This is a genomic window from Ruegeria sp. CDSA020 (genome assembly GCF_059612345.1).
This window is the reverse complement of the sequence record NZ_JBXWQK010000004.1, coordinates 48,551-67,619: the sequence shown is the minus strand read 5'-3', so window position 1 is coordinate 67,619 and position 19,069 is coordinate 48,551. Positions and strand designations below refer to the sequence as shown.

Annotated in this window: 18 protein-coding genes and 1 pseudogene; 8 read left to right on the top strand and 11 right to left on the bottom strand. The window is 56.8% G+C overall.

The features are described from left to right. Positions 1-189 precede the first annotated feature (189 nt). From AC2FJW_RS07915 to AC2FJW_RS07885, 7 genes and pseudogenes are all read left to right on the top strand, one after another. Positions 190-1,221 (top strand): LacI family DNA-binding transcriptional regulator, encoded by a 1,032-nt coding sequence (locus tag AC2FJW_RS07915; protein WP_496701951.1) that lies wholly within the window; start codon positions 190-192, stop codon positions 1,219-1,221. A 2-nt stretch (positions 1,222-1,223) separates the two neighbouring features. Beyond that, a pseudogene (locus AC2FJW_RS07910) lies at positions 1,224-2,528 on the top strand (GH1 family beta-glucosidase); the annotation flags it as partial. A 39-nt stretch (positions 2,529-2,567) separates the two neighbouring features. Further along, complete coding sequence (locus tag AC2FJW_RS07905) at positions 2,568-3,548, top strand: glucokinase (protein ID WP_496749950.1); 981 nt, start codon at positions 2,568-2,570, stop codon at positions 3,546-3,548. Between the two features lie 36 nt (positions 3,549-3,584). Next, complete coding sequence (locus AC2FJW_RS07900; RefSeq protein WP_496749742.1) at positions 3,585-4,511, top strand: carbohydrate kinase family protein; 927 nt, start codon at positions 3,585-3,587, stop codon at positions 4,509-4,511. A 16-nt stretch (positions 4,512-4,527) separates the two neighbouring features. Next, positions 4,528-5,193, top strand: coding sequence for a D-lyxose/D-mannose family sugar isomerase (locus AC2FJW_RS07895; protein WP_496749740.1), 666 nt, complete (start codon positions 4,528-4,530; stop codon positions 5,191-5,193). A gap of 127 nt (positions 5,194-5,320) precedes the next feature. After that, positions 5,321-5,590, top strand: a complete 270-nt coding sequence (locus tag AC2FJW_RS07890; RefSeq protein ID WP_496697121.1) for a hypothetical protein — start codon at positions 5,321-5,323, stop codon at positions 5,588-5,590. 9 nt (positions 5,591-5,599) lie between these two features. Next, entirely contained in the window at positions 5,600-6,073 is a 474-nt protein-coding gene (locus tag AC2FJW_RS07885; protein WP_496705194.1) for a hypothetical protein, read from the top strand. 3 nt (positions 6,074-6,076) lie between these two features. Here AC2FJW_RS07885 and AC2FJW_RS07880 read toward each other — a convergent pair whose 3' ends face one another. The 5 genes from AC2FJW_RS07880 to AC2FJW_RS07860 all read right to left on the bottom strand — a co-directional run bounded on the left by AC2FJW_RS07880 (position 6,077) and on the right by AC2FJW_RS07860 (position 11,621). After that, positions 6,077-7,249: an acetate/propionate family kinase gene (locus tag AC2FJW_RS07880; protein ID WP_496749738.1), complete on the bottom strand. Its 1,173-nt coding sequence runs from the start codon at positions 7,247-7,249 to the stop codon at positions 6,077-6,079. Next, positions 7,242-8,636 carry a bifunctional enoyl-CoA hydratase/phosphate acetyltransferase gene (locus AC2FJW_RS07875; protein ID WP_281972984.1) on the bottom strand — a complete coding sequence of 465 codons (1,395 nt, stop codon included), beginning with the start codon at positions 8,634-8,636 and terminating at the stop codon, positions 7,242-7,244. Before AC2FJW_RS07875 ends, AC2FJW_RS07880 begins: the two co-directional genes overlap by 8 nt. Positions 8,637-9,156: 520 nt before the next feature. Then, positions 9,157-10,233 (bottom strand): helix-turn-helix domain-containing protein, encoded by a 1,077-nt coding sequence (locus tag AC2FJW_RS07870; RefSeq protein ID WP_496749737.1) that lies wholly within the window; start codon positions 10,231-10,233, stop codon positions 9,157-9,159. Positions 10,234-10,287: 54 nt separating this feature from the next. After that, positions 10,288-11,028, bottom strand: a complete 741-nt coding sequence (locus AC2FJW_RS07865; RefSeq protein WP_496697128.1) for a hypothetical protein — start codon at positions 11,026-11,028, stop codon at positions 10,288-10,290. Then, positions 11,025-11,621 (bottom strand): RNA polymerase sigma factor, encoded by a 597-nt coding sequence (locus AC2FJW_RS07860; RefSeq protein WP_246097204.1) that lies wholly within the window; start codon positions 11,619-11,621, stop codon positions 11,025-11,027. The genes AC2FJW_RS07865 and AC2FJW_RS07860 overlap by 4 nt, the downstream gene beginning before the upstream one ends. 237 nt (positions 11,622-11,858) lie before the next feature. Here AC2FJW_RS07860 and AC2FJW_RS07855 point away from each other — a divergent pair, with 237 nt between their 5' ends. After that, positions 11,859-12,002 carry a hypothetical protein gene (locus AC2FJW_RS07855; RefSeq protein ID WP_496693718.1) on the top strand — a complete coding sequence of 48 codons (144 nt, stop codon included), beginning with the start codon at positions 11,859-11,861 and terminating at the stop codon, positions 12,000-12,002. A 151-nt stretch (positions 12,003-12,153) separates the two neighbouring features. On the opposite strand, the gene AC2FJW_RS07850 is transcribed toward AC2FJW_RS07855, so the two are convergent. Genes AC2FJW_RS07850 through AC2FJW_RS07825 form a run of 6 tightly spaced genes read right to left on the bottom strand, consistent with a single transcriptional unit; the run spans position 12,154 to position 19,028 of the window. After that, complete coding sequence (locus AC2FJW_RS07850) at positions 12,154-13,665, bottom strand: M81 family metallopeptidase (RefSeq protein WP_496749736.1); 1,512 nt, start codon at positions 13,663-13,665, stop codon at positions 12,154-12,156. Further along, positions 13,665-15,311, bottom strand: coding sequence for an amidohydrolase (locus tag AC2FJW_RS07845; RefSeq protein WP_496749735.1), 1,647 nt, complete (start codon positions 15,309-15,311; stop codon positions 13,665-13,667). Before AC2FJW_RS07845 ends, AC2FJW_RS07850 begins: the two co-directional genes overlap by 1 nt. An 11-nt stretch (positions 15,312-15,322) precedes the next feature. Next, the gene (locus AC2FJW_RS07840) at positions 15,323-16,246 is read right to left on the bottom strand and encodes an oligopeptide/dipeptide ABC transporter ATP-binding protein (RefSeq protein ID WP_142636099.1); all 924 of its coding nucleotides are present in this window, start codon (positions 16,244-16,246) and stop codon (positions 15,323-15,325) included. Further along, a complete protein-coding gene (locus AC2FJW_RS07835; protein ID WP_271948711.1) occupies positions 16,243-17,223 on the bottom strand; it encodes an ABC transporter ATP-binding protein in 981 nt (326 codons plus the stop codon). The genes AC2FJW_RS07840 and AC2FJW_RS07835 overlap by 4 nt, the downstream gene beginning before the upstream one ends. Then, on the bottom strand, positions 17,220-18,077 hold the full coding sequence (locus AC2FJW_RS07830) for an ABC transporter permease (protein ID WP_281995038.1): 858 nt from the start codon (positions 18,075-18,077) through the stop codon (positions 17,220-17,222). Before AC2FJW_RS07830 ends, AC2FJW_RS07835 begins: the two co-directional genes overlap by 4 nt. 12 nt (positions 18,078-18,089) lie before the next feature. Continuing rightward, the gene (locus AC2FJW_RS07825) at positions 18,090-19,028 is read right to left on the bottom strand and encodes an ABC transporter permease (RefSeq protein WP_496749734.1); all 939 of its coding nucleotides are present in this window, start codon (positions 19,026-19,028) and stop codon (positions 18,090-18,092) included. Positions 19,029-19,069: the final 41 nt, after the last annotated feature.

Sequence of the window (19,069 nt, the reverse complement as noted above, 5' to 3'; positions counted from 1 at the left end):
GTTTCAAATTTCCAAAGCGCTTTGGCTGGAGTGAGTTTATGCGCTAACAGCCTCCACCTGTCAACGATTGCTTTGCGAAGGCCCATAAATATAAATATCAAACGAGATGTTCGTAAAATCTGTTGACCACCGGAGAAAATGCCCGCAAAAACAGGAATACGCAGTAATTTGTAGGCGCTTTGAACAAATATGAACCTAAAGCAGCTCTCTGAAATCCTTGGTTTGTCCCAAACAACCGTCAGCCGTGCGCTGAACGGATACCCTGAGGTCAGCGAAGCCACGCGCACAAGGGTTCAGACCGCCGCAACAAAACACGGGTACCGCCCGAACAGCCGGGCCAAGGGTCTGGCGACAGGTCGATCACACGTGATCGGGCACGTGATTCCCAGCTCATCCCAGCATGAAATGGTGAACCCAATCTTTGGCGATTTTGTCGCCGGGGCTGCTCGTAGATATGCCGAACACGGCTATGACATGATGTTCACCAGCGCCGACGACACATCTATTGAACGCGCTTATCGCGACCTGTTTCAGCGTGGTGCCGTGGACGGTGTCGTTCTGCAGGGCCCCAAGGTGAACGAGCAGCGGATTGAAGTCCTCAATCGCATGGGCGCGCCCTTCATTGTGCACGGACGATCCACTGGAATTGACGCGCCCTATGACTGGGTTGATGTGAACAACAAAAGCTCGTTCATGCGCGCCACCCAGTTTCTGATTGACCTGGGGCATCGACGGATCGCCCTTATCAACGGACTTGAAGATATGGATTTCGCCCAACGCCGCCGGGCCGGTTACCTGCAGGCCCTGAATCAAGCCGGTCTGTCACCGGACCCTGAATTGATGCGCAGCGCCGAGATGACAGAGGTATATGGCCACCACGAAGCGCGCGATATGGCTCAACTTAAGAACCCTCCGACCGCCATCCTGGTTTCGTCGATGATTTCGGCCATCGGAGTTCGGCGGGCATTGAACGAAGCAGGGCTGCAGATGGGCCGCGATGTTTCGGTGATCGCCCATGATGACGACCTGTCCTATCTGAAAAACGGGCAGGATGTACCGATCTTCACCGCCACGCGATCCTCGGTTCGGTTGGCCGGTGAAATAGCTGCCGAAATGCTGATCGAACGAATAAATGCGCCCGAAGACCCGGCCAAAACTAGATTGCTGGAGGCTGAGCTGGTAGTTGGCGGCTCGACCGGCCCCGCCCCCAACAGGTTCTGAATATGATATACAACCGCACTGATTTCCCCAAAGATTTCCTCTTTGGCGTCGCAACTTCGGCCTATCAGATCGAAGGCCACGCACAGGGAGGGGCCGGGCAAACCCATTGGGATACCTTTGCCAGGACCCCCGGCAATGTTGTGCGAAATGAAAACGGGGATCTGGCCTGTGACCACCTGAACCGGTTCCCGCAGGATCTGGATCTGGTGCGCGATGGCGGCTTTGATTGCTACCGGTTTTCGACCAGCTGGGCGCGGGTGCTGCCCGAAGGCCGCGGTCAGGTGAATGAGGCCGGGCTGGATTACTATGATCGGCTGGCCGATGCGCTGCTGGAACGCGGTATCCGCCCCTGCGCAACGCTTTACCATTGGGAACTACCTTCGTCTCTGGCCGATCTGGGCGGCTGGCGCAATCGCGATATCGCCGGGTGGTTCGCCGATTTCACCGAGGTCATCATGGGCCGGATCGGCGATCGGATGTACAGCGTCGCCCCCATAAATGAGCCCTGGTGCGTCAGCTGGCTCAGCCATTTCGAAGGCCATCACGCCCCGGGTCTGCGCGACATCCGTGCAACCGCCCGCGCGATGCACCACGTCCTTCTGGCCCATGGCAGCGCCATCGACGCGATGCGGGGCCTTGGCATGTCCAACCTGGGCGCGGTTTTCAACCTGGAATGGGCCGAACCCGCAGATGACAGCCCCGAAGCGCGCCGCGCGGCTGATCTGTATGACGGCATCTACAACCGGTTCTTTCTGGGCGGCGTTTTCAACAAGGCCTATCCAGACAACGTTCTGGAGGGGTTAGAGCCCTACCTGCCCGCTGGCTGGCAGGATGATTTCGACATCATCGGTACGCCGGTCGATTGGTGTGGTCTGAACTACTATACCCGCAAGTTGATTGCGCCTTCGGAGACCACCTGGCCCAGTCTGCAGGAAATCGCCGGACCGCTGCCCAAAACTCAGATGGGGTGGGAGATCGAACCCGCCGCCCTGACCCGGTTTCTGACCCGCACCAAGCAGGATTACACCGGGGACCTGCCGATTCTGGTGACGGAAAATGGCATGGCCAGCCCCGAACGGCAGCAGGATAGCGACCGGATCGACTATCTGAACCAACATCTTTCGGCGGTACAGGACGCCTTGGCACAGGGCGTGCCGATCAAGGGCTACTTCATCTGGTCCCTGCTGGACAATTACGAATGGGCGCTGGGATATGAGAAGAGGTTTGGCCTTGTGGATGTGGACTTTCAGACGATGGAGCGCACACCCAAGGCGTCCTATACCGCAGTACAAAACGCCCTGACGGGAAGCACAGTGTCCTTACCGCTGGCGCAACCGGCTGGGGCCATGCACGACCATTGGAACCTCGTGGCCGATATCGGCGGCACCAATACGCGGCTTGGCGTTATCACCAATGGTGAACTGACGGACCTGCGCAAATACCCCACCGGCAAACTGCCCGAATTGCTTGAGGCCTTTCATAGCCTGCGCGACGAGATCGGAACCGACCCACAGGCCGTGGTTGCCGCCGGGGCAGGACCTGTCCGCAACGGTACAATCAGGCTGACCAACGCCCAACTTGATCTGTCAGAGGATGATATCGCCCGGGCAACGGGCGCCCGACATACCTTTGTGATCAACGACTTCACTGCCGCTGCGTGGTCTGTTGCCGAAATTTCCCATGACAATGTTGAAGTCTTGCAAGGGGCCAAGCATCCGCCGACCGGCACTCGTCTGGTCGTCGGGCCTGGAACCGGGCTAGGTGTCGGATCGCTGCTATATTCGAATGGCCGCTATCACACGGTGTCCGGCGAAGGCGGCCATATCGGCCTCTCGCCCCGAAGTCAGGACGAGGTCGAAATATTCAACGCCGCGCGGCAGGTGGCCCCCGAGTGTTTTTTTGACGACACCCTGACACTTGAGGCGGAAATGTTCCTCAGCGGTACGGGTTTGCCGATCCTCTATCAGGCCATCGAACTGGCAGGGGGTCGGGCAAAGGCCGAGCACCGAACCGCGCGCGATATCCTTCAGGATGCACGCGACGGAACCGATGCCCATGCCGTCAAGGCCGCGCATATGTTCACCACACATCTAGGCGCGGTCATGGGCGATCTGGCGGTCGTCATGATGCCTGCCGGTGGCGTGTTCCTTGTGGGCGGCGTGGCCGAAAAGAACCGCTGGCTGTTCAAAGACGCCTTCCGAGACGCTTTTAATGCCGGAGGCCGGTTCAGCGAGTTGCGCCGATCCATGAACCTGTATGTCTCGGAACAGGATGAATTTGGCATTGTTGGCGCTAACAATTTCTGTAAAAATGCGCTAAGGCGGTAGTCTGACCGCACGTTTCAGAAACAGAAAGGTCCCGGCATGATCCTATGCTGTGGTGAAGCCCTGATCGATATGATCGAGACGCCCACGATCTCGGGCGAACTGGGGTTTGTGCCCCATTCTGGCGGTGCGATTTTCAACACGGCTATTGCCCTGGGTCGATTGGATACGCCGGTGGGTCTGCTGACCGGGCTTTCGTCTGACATGTTCGGGCAACAGCTTATGACCGCCCTCAAGGCCAGCCATGTTGACTCCGACCGGGTAATCCACTCGGACCGCCCGACAACATTGGCATTTGTACAGCTCAAGGATGGGCAGGCAGCCTACAGTTTCGTCGATGAAAACTCGGCCGGACGGATGTTGACGCCAGAGGATATGCCAACCCATCTGCCCTCGGTCTCGGCGCTGTATCTGGGCGGGATCAGTCTGGCATGCGAGCCTTGCGCAGATGCCTATGCGGCGGTGCTTGACCGCTTTGGATCAGAGCGCGCCGTCATGTTGGACCCAAACATTCGCCCGGATTTCATCCGGGATCAGACCCGGTATCGCACCCGGCTGAACCACATGATTGCGCAAGCGGATATCGTCAAGGTCTCGGACGAAGATCTGGACTGGATCATTCCGGGCCCAGAAAGCCTTGCTGAGAAAGTTCCTCTGTTGCTGCAGGCAGGACCTTCGGTGGTGATCGTCACCCGGGGCAGCGAAGGCGCGATCGGGTATCTTGCGGACGGGTCCGACGTTTCTGTTCCCGTAAAAAAGGTCGAGGTCGTCGACACCGTTGGCGCCGGTGACACTTTCAACGCAGGCGTCTTGTCCGCCCTAGATCAATCAGGCCACTTAACAAAACCCGAATTGCGCACATTGCCAGCAAACGCCTTGCGCGCAGCCCTTTCGAAAGGGGCGGAAGTCGCCGCTGTAACCGTCGCGCGCGCCGGGGCAAACCCGCCCTGGGCACATGAACTCTGACCCAACGAAGAAGCCGATGAAACGATCAGACATCAACGAAATCAAATCCGAGGCCGAAGCCTTTATCCGATCCTTTGGGGCAGTGCTGCCGCCGTTTGCGGGCTGGTCGCCCGAGAAAATGCGCAGCGAACAGGCCGCCGGTATCCGTGAACGCGGGCTTGGGTGGGACATAACCGACTATGGCCAGGGTCGGTTTGACGAACTTGGCCTGTTCCTGTTCACCCTACGCAATGGCGATGTCAGCGATCTGAACAAGGGGCAAGGCATGCTCTATGCCGAGAAACTGCTGGTGTCGCGGGACAAGCAGCTTTCGCCGATGCACCGGCACATCGTTAAAGCCGAGGATATCATCAACCGGGGCGGTGGCGATCTGGTGATGGAAATCTACGCCACAGACCCTCAGGGCGGCATTGACCGCGATACCCCTGTGACCGTGCCTAGCGACAACTGCCCTGTGACGCTTCAACCTGGCGAACTGCTGCGGCTAAAGCCCGGTCAAAGCGTGACTTTGATGCCGGGTATCTGGCACGCGTTCTGGGCGGAAAAAGGCGATTGTTTGATTGGCGAAGTGTCTACCGTCAATGACGACCGAACCGACAACGTCTTCGAACAGCCGATCCCTCGCTTTGCGACAATCGAGGAAGACGCCATCCCGGATTTCCTGCTGGTTGCGGATTATTGACATTGGCGCATAGGCGCGCTGGCACCGGCTTTGAACCCGATAAGCCCCTTTTACTAAATCGGAAAATCAGTCTACCATGGGCGATACTGGCACGCTGATAGTGGTCCGCCGGGAAGGAGCCTGAGCAATGGTGACAAAAGCCGAGCTTGAAGCAGAGATCGCAGAGTTGCGACGGCAACTTGCCGCGCAGCCAAAGGCAAAAAACGCTTCGCCAGATAAAGGGGCTGACGCCCCGCCGCACGAAACCATCGCCGACCGGCTTACAGATAACCTCGAATCCTGGTCCACACAGCTTGACGATATACTTGAGGAATTCGAAGATCTGCCGCACAGAAAATCAATTCTGTTTGCCGCTGGTATTTTTGCCCTAGGCTACATGCTTGGCCGGTCACGCTAGGAGACGCCCATGAGCCGCATATCCCGCAATGTCTCAGTCATTTTGCGCGCTGAACGCTTGATCGCACGCGCACAGCTTGCGATCACCGTGAAACGGGCCGGGTTTTACATAGCCGCCGGAGTGGCGGTGGGCCTGGCGATCATCATGCTGAATCTCGCTGGATTTTTCTGGCTTTCCGCGACCCTGTCGAAACCCGTTGCTGCGATACTTGTTGCGGGGACCAATCTGGTACTTGCTTTGGTTCTGGTTCTGCTCGCCAATTCGATAAACCAACACGGCGATGCCTCGGCCGCAGTCGAACTTCGGGATATGGCGCTGCAAGACATTGAATCCGAAATCAGGGATTCCCTGGCCGAGGTCCAAAACACCGTAGCCGGAATTCGCCGCGACCCGGTTGGCGTACTGGCGCCCGAAGCCATCACGGCCTTGCTGAGCATGCTGCTGAAATACGCCCGGCGCCGGAAAGAAACGCCGAACGAATAAGACCTATTCCAGAAAATTTACCGCAGCCCGCGCGATCACCATCTCCTCATTTGTGGGGATCGTCAGAATCCGGACACGGCTGAAATCCGTGGACAGGACTGTTCCACCATCGGCATTTCTGGCGTGGTCCATTTCGATCCCGATCCATCGCATTCCATCACACACCATCTGCCGGATCTGGGCCGCGTTCTCACCAACGCCACCGGTGAAGACAAGCGCATCAATCCCTTCAAGTGCGGCGGACAGGGCGCCAAGCTCTCGCCGGATACGGAAGACGTAATAGTCGATTGCCTTTCGGGCTTCGGGCGTATCAGCGGCCAGCAACGTGCGCATATCCGATGATATCCCCGACAGGCCAAGCAGGCCGGATTTTCTGTACAGCATTTCGGCAATCTCTTCTGCGGTCATTCCGTCCTGCTGCAGCATATACAGCACGACACCTGGATCCAGTTGACCGCAGCGCGTGCCCATCGGCAACCCGTCAAGCGCCGAAAACCCCATGGTCGAAGCCACAGCGCGCCCACCTGAAACCGCGCACATGGATGCCCCGTTTCCAAGATGGGCGATAACCACACGGCCATCATACAGACCCGGTGCCGTTTCTTTCAGCTTGTTCGAAATGTAGTCATAGCTCAGCCCATGGAACCCATAGCGGCGAACGCCTTTGTCATAGTAGCTTTTCGGCAAGGCAAAGGTGTCGTTTACCCACGGATGGGTGCGATGAAACGCCGTGTCAAAACAGGCAACCTGAGTTGTTCCGGGGAAGGCAGCGCTGGCTGCGCGAATACCCGAAAGACTGTAGGGCTGATGCAAAGGAGCAAAGGGAATAAACCCTTCTAAAATTTTGATGACGGTGTCATCCACGCGCACAGGCTCGGAATAGACTGTTCCTCCATGCACTACGCGATGACCTATTGCGCGCACATGAATGTCAGGAAGATATTCCCGCGCCATTTCAAGAAATGCGTGGATTGCTTCATCATGGCTTTTGGTGCTCGACAGGGGACGATCTACTGATCTGCCGCCTGCCGACTGGGCCAATAGGCGTGGTGCATCACCTAAACGTTCTATTTGTCCGCGCCACCGCATGCTGGGGCGGTTGTCATCAACCAGTTCGTACAGCGCGAATTTCAGTGATGAGGACCCGGCGTTCAGTGCCAGAACATGGTCAGCCATGGAGTTTGCCTTTACTTGCATATGCATGGAGCGCCGCCACCGCGCAGGACGCCAGACGCGAGTCGTCATCATCCGAACGCGAGGTCAGAATAATCGGAGCAGCAGCTCCGACCACGATCCCTGCCGCCTCGGCATGAGAGATGAAGGTCAGCTGTTTCGCCACCATATTGCCTGCTTCTATGTTTGGGGCGACAAGAATGTCCGCAGCACCAGCCACCTCGGACGTAATCCCTTTGGTGCGTGCCGCATTCAGATCGACCGCGTTGTCCATAGCCAAGGGGCCGTCAACCAACCCTCCTGTGATCTGACCCCGTTCGGCCATCTTCGACAGCAAGGCAGCATCTACTGACGACGCCATGCGCGGGTTGATCGTCTCAATGGCTGAAAGCACGCCTACCTTTGGGGTCTCAATCCCGATGGAATGTGCCAGATGGATCGCATTCTGAACAATATCAGCCTTGGTTTCGAGGTCAGGGGCAATATTCACGGCCGCGTCAGTGACCATGATCGGACGCGACATCCCTGGAACATCCATAACGAATATATGTGACAGCCTTCGCCCGGTTCTCAACCCGTTTTCGCGGCGCAGAACTGCGCGCAACAGGTCATCGGTGTGCAAATGCCCCTTCATCAGTGTTTGCGCCCTGCCCTCAACCACCAGGTCAACCGCGCGATGGGCGGCGGCTTGGTGGCCATAGGCCTCGATAATTTCAAATCCGGACAGATCGGCACCCAGTGCCTCGGCTGCGGCAGCGATCTTGCCGGGATCACCCACAAGGATCGGCGTGATAATGCTGTTGCTATACCCCAGCAAAGCACCCCCCAATGAGTTTGGCTCTTCAGGTGCAACAACAGCAGTTGGCATCGGGTCAAGGGGTCTGGCTTTCGCCAGCAACGCTTCGAAATGGCGGTGGCGTTGTACGATAAGTCCCGGCACCTCTATCGAATCGAATTCCATATGCTTTGCGGGCGGCGTGACCCGGACATCTCCGCTCAGGACCAGGGTGCTGTCGCCAACACGCCGAACCTCGGCGGTGCAAATAACATCACCATCGTCGGATTTTTCTGTGACCCGAACAACTGCAGTCAACTCATCTCCGGCCAGAACGATCGCGTGAAACCGCAGATTGGCCGCTCGGGTCTGGGTTCCCGCGCCCGGCAAAATATTCCCCAAGACGGCCGCCACCAGACCGGCGGGCCAAAGCGCAGGGGCCACCGCCTCGGGGTGTCCGTCGCCGTCACCGTCATAGGCCGCCAGATGCAGAGGATTGTGATCCCCCGATGCCGAGGCGAAGGCGTAAAGATCGTCAACCGTGCACAATCGTGTCAGCTGGGCTTCGTCTCCGACCTCGAGCTGTGAAAAGGTTCGGTTTTCCTGGATCTTCATTTGGTCAGGCCTTTTTTCAGACGGTGCATCGGCATGCCTCGGAATTGGCGGCGGGTCGGAGCGGGGCATTCTCGGTCACTATTCGACCTGCGCCAAATCCTCCAGATCGGATGACGGATCCATACCTTCGCCAATAACACGTTAACCTACCTCTAGCCGATCCTCTGCTGACGGCAATAGGCCGGACAATGTTTCAACAGCCCAATTTAAAATGATGGTTTGTTCGACAACAGCACTGCCCGGACCCTCCGAAGGAGTACTGCGCCTGAGGTGGCTTGCCATCCACACCGTCAACCAAGAATAGTTTTCACAAATTGCGAGTTAAACTTTTGATTTAAGAACCACTTTTGACATATATACGACCCGGCCAAACACTTTGCCGCCCTTAGACCTGTTCCCACTAGCCAGTAATGCGGGGGCAAAAATGGGACGGGCATTCACATCTGCACAGGCAAAAACCTGCGGCAGCTGGTATTCAATGCGGCAGACCGGGCATATTGGTCTGATGACCCTGTTTGGGCTACAGCGCCGCTGTCCAAACTCTGTAACGTCCCTGCCCTGTCACCTCGCGGATCAAGCCCCTCCGGCTGAAACGGTCAATGTTGCGCTGAACCGCAGCGCGTGAGGCTTTAGTCAGCTCTTCCGCCAATGGGGCCGAGACCATTGGCCAAGCCGTAAACACGTCGACCAGTCTTGGTGGTGTGCGCCCGCTCAACTCTGCAGTGGTCTCTCTGGCGCGTTGCTCCCAGGCGCTGACCCGGTCCAGGTGCAGCAAGGCGGACAATACCGCCTGCCCTGTTCCCCTGATCCAGGCAGCAAGCTTTTCTGATGGTTCACCAACACCTCTCAACGCACCCGGACCCGACAGAACCAAGGGCATGAACACAGCCCCGCCCCGCCCCATCTTGGCCGCATGACGGGCGGCAATGATTGCAGCCTCGGTATCCTGTCCGATGCCTTGAGACAGGGCCCGCCAGGCATGAAAACCGATGGCGGCCTCCGTCACCGGGTGCAGCCCCTCGGAATTGCGCATGACTTCGGCAAGATCGGCGATGGCTTCGGGGACTTCGTCAATCCCCTGCGCAATACGATCTAAAAAGGCTGTCAGGCCGGTCTCCCACCCGCCATCCGATGGCGCGGCGCCGGATGTTAGCCGCCGTACGGCCCAACCCGCGCGGTACAGGGCCTGCACATCATCCCCGGTTGCACCAATCCGAAGCCCGGTCCAAAGCGCCAGCCGATCAACGCTGATCCGGTCTCCGGTCCACCATCCCAAATCGGATACATCCATCAGCGCCAGCCGGTGTGTCCACCCATCCGGGCCGGCGCGCAAACGTTCGTCCAAGGCGCCGAAACTAACTGCCAGGTCGGCCAGTTCCAACGACAGATCTGCCTGCGCCGCACGCCAGTCCCTGGGATCAAACAAAAGACTGCGGTCGACCCTTGGACCGGGCGGCAGGAAATCCTCGACAGCCTCTTCGTCAGGTGGCAGGAACCACAGATCATCCTCATCAGCGTCGTCATCATCATAGATGCTGCGCGGGCCGAGGGGGTCCTCGTCCTCATCCGGATCGGGAATGACGGGTGTGGTGGTCATGTCCGCTATATTTCTGGTATTTCCGCAGGTTCACAAGGCGTTTTTGACGCGACCTCAGCTTGCAAAGGTCGCGGTTAGAATATCCAGCTTACTTTCCAGGTCAGTCTGATCGCTGTCACCAATCAACATATAGCCATAACCGTCTTTGGACCAGGTCGCCGTCGCCAACCCGCTGAGCACTGCCTCTTTCAAATCCTTGCTTGGCGCGCCTTCACCCTGACGAATGACACAGAAGGCAAAAGGCTGGCCCTGTTCATTCGCAAAGACCACTTGAACCAACGGTTTGCCCCTGAAGGACAACACCTGCGCACGCTTCAATTCCATCCCCGGCAACGCCTCAAGAGTGTCACGTCTCAAGGACAGACCCAGCTGTGCCTCGGCCTGATCAAACTGAGTTGTCAACGCCTGTTCCGAGCTGTCCATCCCCGCGATCGTGTCCGCCGCATATAGTGATTGATAGATCGCCGCCTGCTCAGCCCACCCCATGGGCTGAGGCCTGGTTACCAAATATGTGGCCGACACAGAAATCACCGCGACAGATGCAGCTACGGCCAACAGGCGCAGAGGACCGCCACTGGTTTGTATCTCGGCATTTGGGTCAGGCAAAACCATCCGGGGCATCTCGGCCGGGACATGTTCAAACACCGCTTGTACCACCGGTGCGAATGGATCAAGCCCCATCAGGCGCGCCTCAAGCTCGGGTTCGGCCGCAACCGCAGCTTCTATCGCCTGTGCCTCGGCTTCATTCGCTTTGCCTTCCAGATACGCTTTGAGAACTTCATCGGAAAACTTCATTTGCGACTCCGTCGAACGGCATCTGCCGCCTCATGCTGCATCACGACTTTCAGTTTTTGTCGCGCATTGGACAGCCTGCTCATGATCGTTCCTATTGGCACCTCCAGCAATGCTGCGGCCTCGCGGTAGCTATAGCCTTCGACATAGACCAGCATCACCGTTTCTCGCTGTGCTTCTGGCAACTGCATCACTTGGGTAAACACTTCGGCGGCGAATATATTCGTTTCCGAGTCCGGTCCGGATGCAATCAGCTCTGACTCTGGGGTCAACGACAGTGCCTGCGCTTTTCGGACCGAGCGGGCACGCAGCTCATTCAACCAGATTGAACGGCAGATCGTCATCAACCAACTGTCCAACCGCTCAAATGACGTGACCTGGTGGTGGCGTTCAAGCGCACGCAGGCAAGTGGCCTGCAACAGATCATCGGCCACATCGGAAGCACCCGACAGGGCAAGCCCAAACCGCCAGACGCGCCTCGAATGCGTCTGAATCGCGCCGCGCACGGCCTGCTCGGAACTCAATTCACCGACCATAGTTTGCTTCACGACCTCTATCATTTTCACGAACCAGGTTCGCTGGGTCAGGCCTGACATACCCTGCGCGGGAAAGAAATGGAACTTATGTTGAAAAGGAAAGTACAATGCGGTCTTTGAAATTTCCCGTGATCTGATCGGAAATCTGCAGGCTCTGATCGAAACATCCTCACTAGGAACGGAGTCTACATCCAGACAGCCTGATCAAGGAGATGGGTTTAGGTCGCGAAGATACACGTACATAACAAGTTCGACATGCAGGCTTCGGTCGATTTGATGCTTGCGATCAAGGACACGATGAAACCCCTCGTCGATCAGGGCATGTCCATGGATGAAGTCCTGGCGCAAAATCCGTTATCCGTCTTTGAGAAGTTCGCCTGGTTTCACATTCCAACCGAGCGGATGACGATGATTATCTATTGTCTGCTGGCAGAGAGCTGAAATTCTCTTGGCCGAAATCACCTCCTAGAATTTGGCCGTCGAGAATAAGGGCACAATGCGAGGCAGTTAACTGCCTCGCTCAAAACCCCACACAGCCCGCAAAAGGCGCGCTTCACAGATGATAATGGACCCGCAAGATCAGCGGAATTCGCTAGCCTGTGCCAGTTGAGGCAACGGTAGCGCAGCGAGTGTTAACCAGCCTTCTGGAGATACAAGTGTAGGGGATTTCTTCCAGGTTGCAGAGAAAGGCACCTGGCGAAGAAACGGAACAGATATTTCCTGCAATAGGTTCGAAATCCGCTCGGAAATGTACGGTGCTTTTTACACAGATAACCGCGTAGTTCTTTGGGTCTAGTCCGATATGAGTAAAATGCGCGCGATCAAGACATTGGTTCCGTATACTTGTGACAACAAGGTCAATACTTGCCTCGTGCCCAACCAAACGTAGGGCAGCTGTCTCGCCCAGCGTAGCTACCCCACCGCCATACATTTTTCCGGTATAGCGACAAAGGCCATCACCCAAAGCCAGAACTTCAAACTCTGCTTTGACTGGAACGTGCCCAGCCAAGTTGGACTTTGCACCGACCGCAAGTTTTATCCGTGCACCTTCTCCGGCCTCATGGGCTTGTTTTGCACTTTCAGGGTCATGGAACAGACCCATTAAGACACTCTTTGTCCCGCCCTCAATCAGTGCTGCCAGCAAACCTGTAGTATCTGATGTCCCGCCCGCACCAGCGTTGTCCTGGACATCTGCGACAACAATGGGTTTTCCCCGCCTCTCGCGACATATCGAAACGGTTTCCTCTAGAGACAACATCGAACAATCAAGATCGGCTTCGCGAGATACGAACAAATGCACGACTTCTTCCGCGGCAGCAGCAGCTTTCTGGGCGGTGGCCGCGTAGGCAAGACATGATGGGCCTGTGTCTGAGAAGTCCGCCGCGGTGAAGCCGAGGGCAATTTCTGCCAGAATTTCCTGCTTCTCAAATCTTTCGGGCAACTGATAGATCTCGCTGAATGGCTTGGAGCCCGTATATTGCGCATGCATAGGGATGAGGTAAGGCACCGGTTGGAAAGCCTTGTAGAGCGTTTCGCCCGCTAGCAACCGCTGCAGGACAGGAACGCATCGTGCGCCGGTTTCCGCCATATCCAAATGGGGATAGGTTCTGAAAACAGACAAATAGTCTGCATTGTCGACCATCTCAGCCGAGATGTTGGCGTGAAGGTCCAAACTTGCGACCACTGGCAATTCGAAGCCCACAACTTCACGTACACGACGCAGAAGCTCTCCCTCACCGTCAGCGAAGCTTTCGGTGACCATTGCCCCGTGGAGATCGAGATAAACGCCATCAATGTCGCCCACATCCCGGATGCGATCCAACAACATCTCGCAAATTGTTTCGAATGCGTGATCGGTTACATGTGCAGACGGCTCGGCAGAACACCACAGGGTTGGTGCGATTTCAAATCCTGCTGCCGCTGCAGCCTTCGCAAAACCGGCGATAGGTAGGTTCATGCCAAACGTTTCCGATATCACCTGCGCACCGTGCAACATGCTGGGCCAGGAATCGGCCATCTCAAACTCGTGCAGACCGGCCTGCGTCACACCAAAGCAATTAGTTTCATGCTGAAAACCCGCGATCGCAATACGCTTGGTCGCCATCATGTGTGCTCGATTTCTTGTTCGGTATGGGGTGCAGCAAAAACACTTTGGCCATTGCGGATCGTTTCAAGCACCCGCGTATCTGTCAGGCGGTCCGGATCGTGCAGTGGGTTACGCGAAAGGACAACAAAGTCAGCAACTTTACCCGGTTCGACAGAACCGCGCTGCTCGTCCTTGAAGACTTGCCAAGCAGCGTCGATGGTCTGAGCGCGTAAGGCTGACAGAACGCTGATCTTCTGATCTTCACCGAGCACCCGACCAGAAACGGATTTTCGATTTACCGCACAGTGGGCCAGATGGATCGGACGCGTCGGCGTGACCGAGGCATCATTGTGGATTGTATATCGCAAGCCAAACCGTTCAGCAGACGCCGCAGGGGATATCCGCTCGGAGCGCTGCGGCCCCAAGAATGTATCGTAGTGGCGATCACCCCAAAAATGTATATGAGCCGGAAAGAAACTGACGGTAAGTCCAAGCTGGACCATACGCTCCAACTGATCATCCCGCAGAGCTTGACCGTGGATAATGGTGTGGCGATGATCTGGGCGAGGATGCGCAATAAGCGCCTTTTCCACCGCATCTATGAACATCTCGGCACCGGCATCACCATTGCAGTGGCAATGCATTTGCAAGCCCTTGCTATGAAGTTTTCTGACGTCGGCATCTAACTGTTCTTGTGAGGTGTAAACCATCCCACAAGGGTGACAGGGATCGGACGGCTTGAAATACGGGGTAGACAAAAACGCGGTCTGCAACTGAAAAGCCCCGTCCGTGAACAATTTGCGCGGACCCAGTGTGAAATGCGGGTTGCCGGGCCAGTTCGTACCGATCCAATGCTCGGACAATTCGGGTTCCAGACTTCCGACGGGTAAGAGCTCAATGTCTATTCCCGGATCCAGATCCGCGGGCTGGCTGGCAAAGTGTTCCAACATGGTTTGCGACGCCCAGGCGTTTTGGGCATAGGTCACACCATAGGATAGGTATTCGTCACGACAGGCCTCAAAGCCTTGCCAGAACCTTTCGCGGTCGATCAGGAAATCAGTATCGCCCATCTCGCCCATGGCCGATAATCCTTCGATCAATCCCGTCAGGGCTCCGGTTTCAGGATCACGGCCAAAGCGGCCGCCTTCTGGATCAGGTGTTTGACAGGTTAACCCGCGCCTCTGAAGGGCAACAGAATTGGCTACGCCACAGTGCCCCGACGCATGAATAACCCAGATTGGATGACGCTGTGATACATCGTCCAGCTCAGCCCGCGTAGGCATGCGGCCTTCGCGAATGGCAGTATTATCAAACAACACGCCCATGACCCACTCACCCTCGGGCGTCTCGCCAGCCTTTTCCCGAATCCTATTCAACGCCTGTGCCATGTGCTTGCAGTCCCCTAAAGGAGGCGAAGATAAGTCGACACGGAACAGCCGTATGAACCCTGGATCCGGGAAATGCCCGTGCGGGTCGATAAACGCCGGCATCAGTGTACGACCCTGAAGGTTGTACTCATGTGAGTCAGCCGGCATGCGTGCGCGCAGATCTGCTTCTGCACCGACGGCCTGAATTCTTTTGCCCTCGGTCAGAACAGCCTCTGGAGAGGAGTTCTGTGCATCCATAGTCAGGATTGTGCCGTTAAAATATAGTGTGCTTGGCATTGGGTTTCCTACTACGACAGCGGGGCCAGACAACGCAGCCCGTGGCCGCCATTTACTTCCCATTCCGGGGTCTGGGTGCAGATATCCTTGGCAAAGGGACAACGCTCGCGGAATTCACAACCGGACGGGCGTTTGAGCAAACTGGGGGGCTCACCTTTGAGAGCAATCCGTTCCAACCGCGCATCCGGGTCCGGTTCTGGGTTGGCACTCAGCAGGCAGCGGGTATAGGGATGGCGCGGCTCGTTAAAGATGGCCTCGGTTGTACCTTCTTCAACCAATCGGCCCAAATACATGATGCCCATTCTGTCAGCCACATGGCGTACGACGCTAAGGTTATGCGTGATAATCACCATCGCAAGCCCCAGCCTTTCGCGCAGGTCGTTAAGCAGGTTCAACAGCTCGCCCTGAACCGACACATCGAGACCTGCAGTGGGCTCATCCGCAAGGATCAATTTGGGTTCCAGTGCCAGTGCACGTGCCACACCCACACGCCGAGCTTGGCCACCAGATAGCTGATAAGGATAGCGGTCCGCGAAATGCGTGGGCAAGTTGACCATTTCCAACAGGCGCTTGGCTTCGGCGTCCATGTCACGGTCTTTCATGCCCTGAATGCGGTAAGGCTCGGTAATCAGACTGCGGATGGTCAGACGCGGCGACAGGCTTCCAACCGGGTCTTGAAACATCATCGCCATGTCTTTGCGCAACGGGCGCATGACACTTTCGGGTGCGCCCCGAATTTCCTGACCTTCGAAGGTGACCGAGCCATCTTGCGCAGGTGCTAACCCGGCAATGGCGCGAATGACCGTGGTTTTACCAGACCCACTTTCACCAACCAGCGCGTAAGTCTCTCCGGGTTCTACGGTAAAGCTGACACCCGCCAGTACATTGACCGGGCCATAGCTGGTATTGAGGTCCACAACGTTCAGCAAGCTCATGATGCGACCTCCTGATGGTTCAGCCAGCACGCAGCGTGATGGCCTTCTTTCAATTGATCCAGTGGCGGCACTTCGGTGGCGCAACGCGCCATGGCCTGATCACAACGATCCCTGAAAATGCAGCCCCCCGGCAGGTTGGCCAAGTCGGGCACTTCACCGGGAATGGTTGGCAATACACGGGCACGCTCTTTGATGTGACCGGGGTCGCATTCGATCAGTCGGCGTGTGTAAGGGTGTTTAGGATTGTGGAAAATCTCCCGCACGTCCCCGCTTTCAACAACTGCGCCAGCATACATCACAACAACCCTGTCGCAGAGTTCCGCGATCACGCCCAAATGGTGCGAGATGAACAAGATGGCACAGTGAAACTCACGCTGCAGCTCTTGCAGGCGCTCAATGATCTGCACCTCCAGCGTCGCATCCAGTGCAGTTGTCGGCTCATCCGCAATCAAAAGATCAGGTTCGGACATCAACGCCATCGCGATGGCGATCCGTTGACGCATCCCACCAGAGAATTCATGCGGATATTGCGCCAGACGCGCCTCAGGGTCAGGAATGCCAACAGCGCCCAACATTTTGGCCGCGTGCGCCAACTTGTCAGCCTTGGACTGTCTGGATCGGTGCTGAATATCCAGCATCTGCTGACCGATAGTCAGAACCGGGTTGTGCGTTTGCATCGGATCCTGAAAGACGATGGATATATCCGCCCCGCGCAGGTCCCGCATGTGCCGCTCAGAGGCTTGCAGCAAATCCTTCCCCTTGAACCTAATTTCTCCTTCACGGAACCGGGTATTGGGCGCGGTCAAACGCAGAATGGATGAGATCAACGTGGATTTACCACAACCGGACTCTCCCACGATGCCAACGATTTCACCTTTGTTGACGTTGAATGTGATGTCCCTCAATGCCCTGAGGTCGCCACGGCCTGTTTCGTAATCGACGCAAAGCTGGTCGATTTCCAGAAGTGTCTCGGTCATCGCTGTTTCCTCAGTTTCGGGTCAACTACATCGCGCAGGCTTTCACCCAGAAACGTGAAGCCAAGCGTTGCCAGAATGATCGGCAGGCCTCCGCCAACAACCAACCAAGGAGTTTGGCGGATCAGGGAATAGCCATCCTTAAGCAAAGCACCCCAGCTCGGGGTCGGAGGCTTAACGCCCAGACCCAGGAAGGACAGGCCGGCCTCAAGCGCGATGACTGTGGGGATATCCATGGCTGCCAACACAGCCAGAACGCCAATGATGTTGGGCAACATATGAACGCCTAGAATGCGCGCCATGCTGGCCCCCATTGAACGTTCAGCCAGGATGAACTCAGAGTTGCGGAGTGTCAGCGTTTGGGTCCGCGCCACGCGCCCATATGTTGGGATCGAGGTCGCCATGACGACAAACACGACCGTCTGCAGACTGGGCCCGATCAGGGCCACAACGGCCAGCGCGAACATCACTGTCGGAAAGGACCGGATGGTATCGAAGAACAGCATTAGAAGATTATCGAGCCATTTCGGCCCATACCCTGCAATCATGCCCAGTGTCAGGCCAATCGCCATTGCTCCGAACACGGCGGGCAATGCCACCTTGAGCGCAACTTGGCCCCCCGCGATGACCCGCGAAAACGTATCGCGCCCTAACTGATCTGTGCCCAGCAGGTGTGCTGTGGACGGTCCCTGCAAGCGGGATTTGATATCCATCGCAATCGGATCATAGGGTACGATCCAATACGCAAAGATTGCGCAGAAAACGATGACACCGACGATGATTAAGCCCATGAGACCAAGCGGGTCGCGCGCAACGCCGACTATGATCTGGCCCATTTCGGAACGAGATTTTTCCATGTGCCTGCCTCCTCAATGAGCCGTGCGCGCGCGTGGATCAAGCAGCGCATTGATCAGATCGGCCAATGCGGTCGACACCACGAACAAAGCTGTTGATACTAGGACAGAGCCCATCACAATCGGGTAGTTTCGGGTCGTAATGCTGTCGATGACCAGTTTGCCCAAACCAGGTCGGGCAAAGACGATTTCAGCGAAAACCGCCGAGCTGAGAAGAAAACCCATCCCAACACCGATCACGGTAACCACGGGCAAAATGGCGATCCGCAGCGCGTACACCATGACTACGCGACGTTCGGCGATACCAAAGGCTCGGGCCGTGCGGACATGGCTTTCACCCATAACCTCCAGCATCGAGGCGCGTACCAACCGGGCAATATAGCCAACCCAACTGAGCCCGATGGCAAAGGCGGGCAGGACCAAATGGTCAAGACGGTCAAGGAAGCCTTCCCCGGCACCGATCGCGGGAAACCACTGTAGATGCACTGCAAAAACCAAAAGAGCCAAGAGCGCGACAACAAAGGCCGGAGCGGCCACAAAACTAACAGATATCGCGGCGGCAACCCGGTCGATCAACGTATTGGGATGCGCAGCCGCATAGGCGCCGAGTGCGATGCCCAGCGTAGCTGACCACAGGATCGACGCGAAAATCAGTTCCAATGTGAATGGTAGTTGCTGGAACACGATGTCAGTCACGGAACGACCCGAAAAGACATCGGTTCCCAAGTCTCCCTGCAAGAGGTTTCCGTAAAAAATCAAAAGCTGTTTCCAGATTGGCTGGTCCAGCCCCAACGCTACTGTGAGTTGGGCCTGAAGCTCGGGCGTGGCGCGTGGGCCGAGCATGATTTGGACCGGGTCGCCTGGCACGGCGCGGATCATCATGAACATGACGGTGACCGCCACGAACAGGATAAGCAGCGACAGCCCGAACCGACGGGTTGCGAATTTCAGCATGGCCAACTGGCTCCTTTTGGCTTGATGGCGTTGGTGTTGGC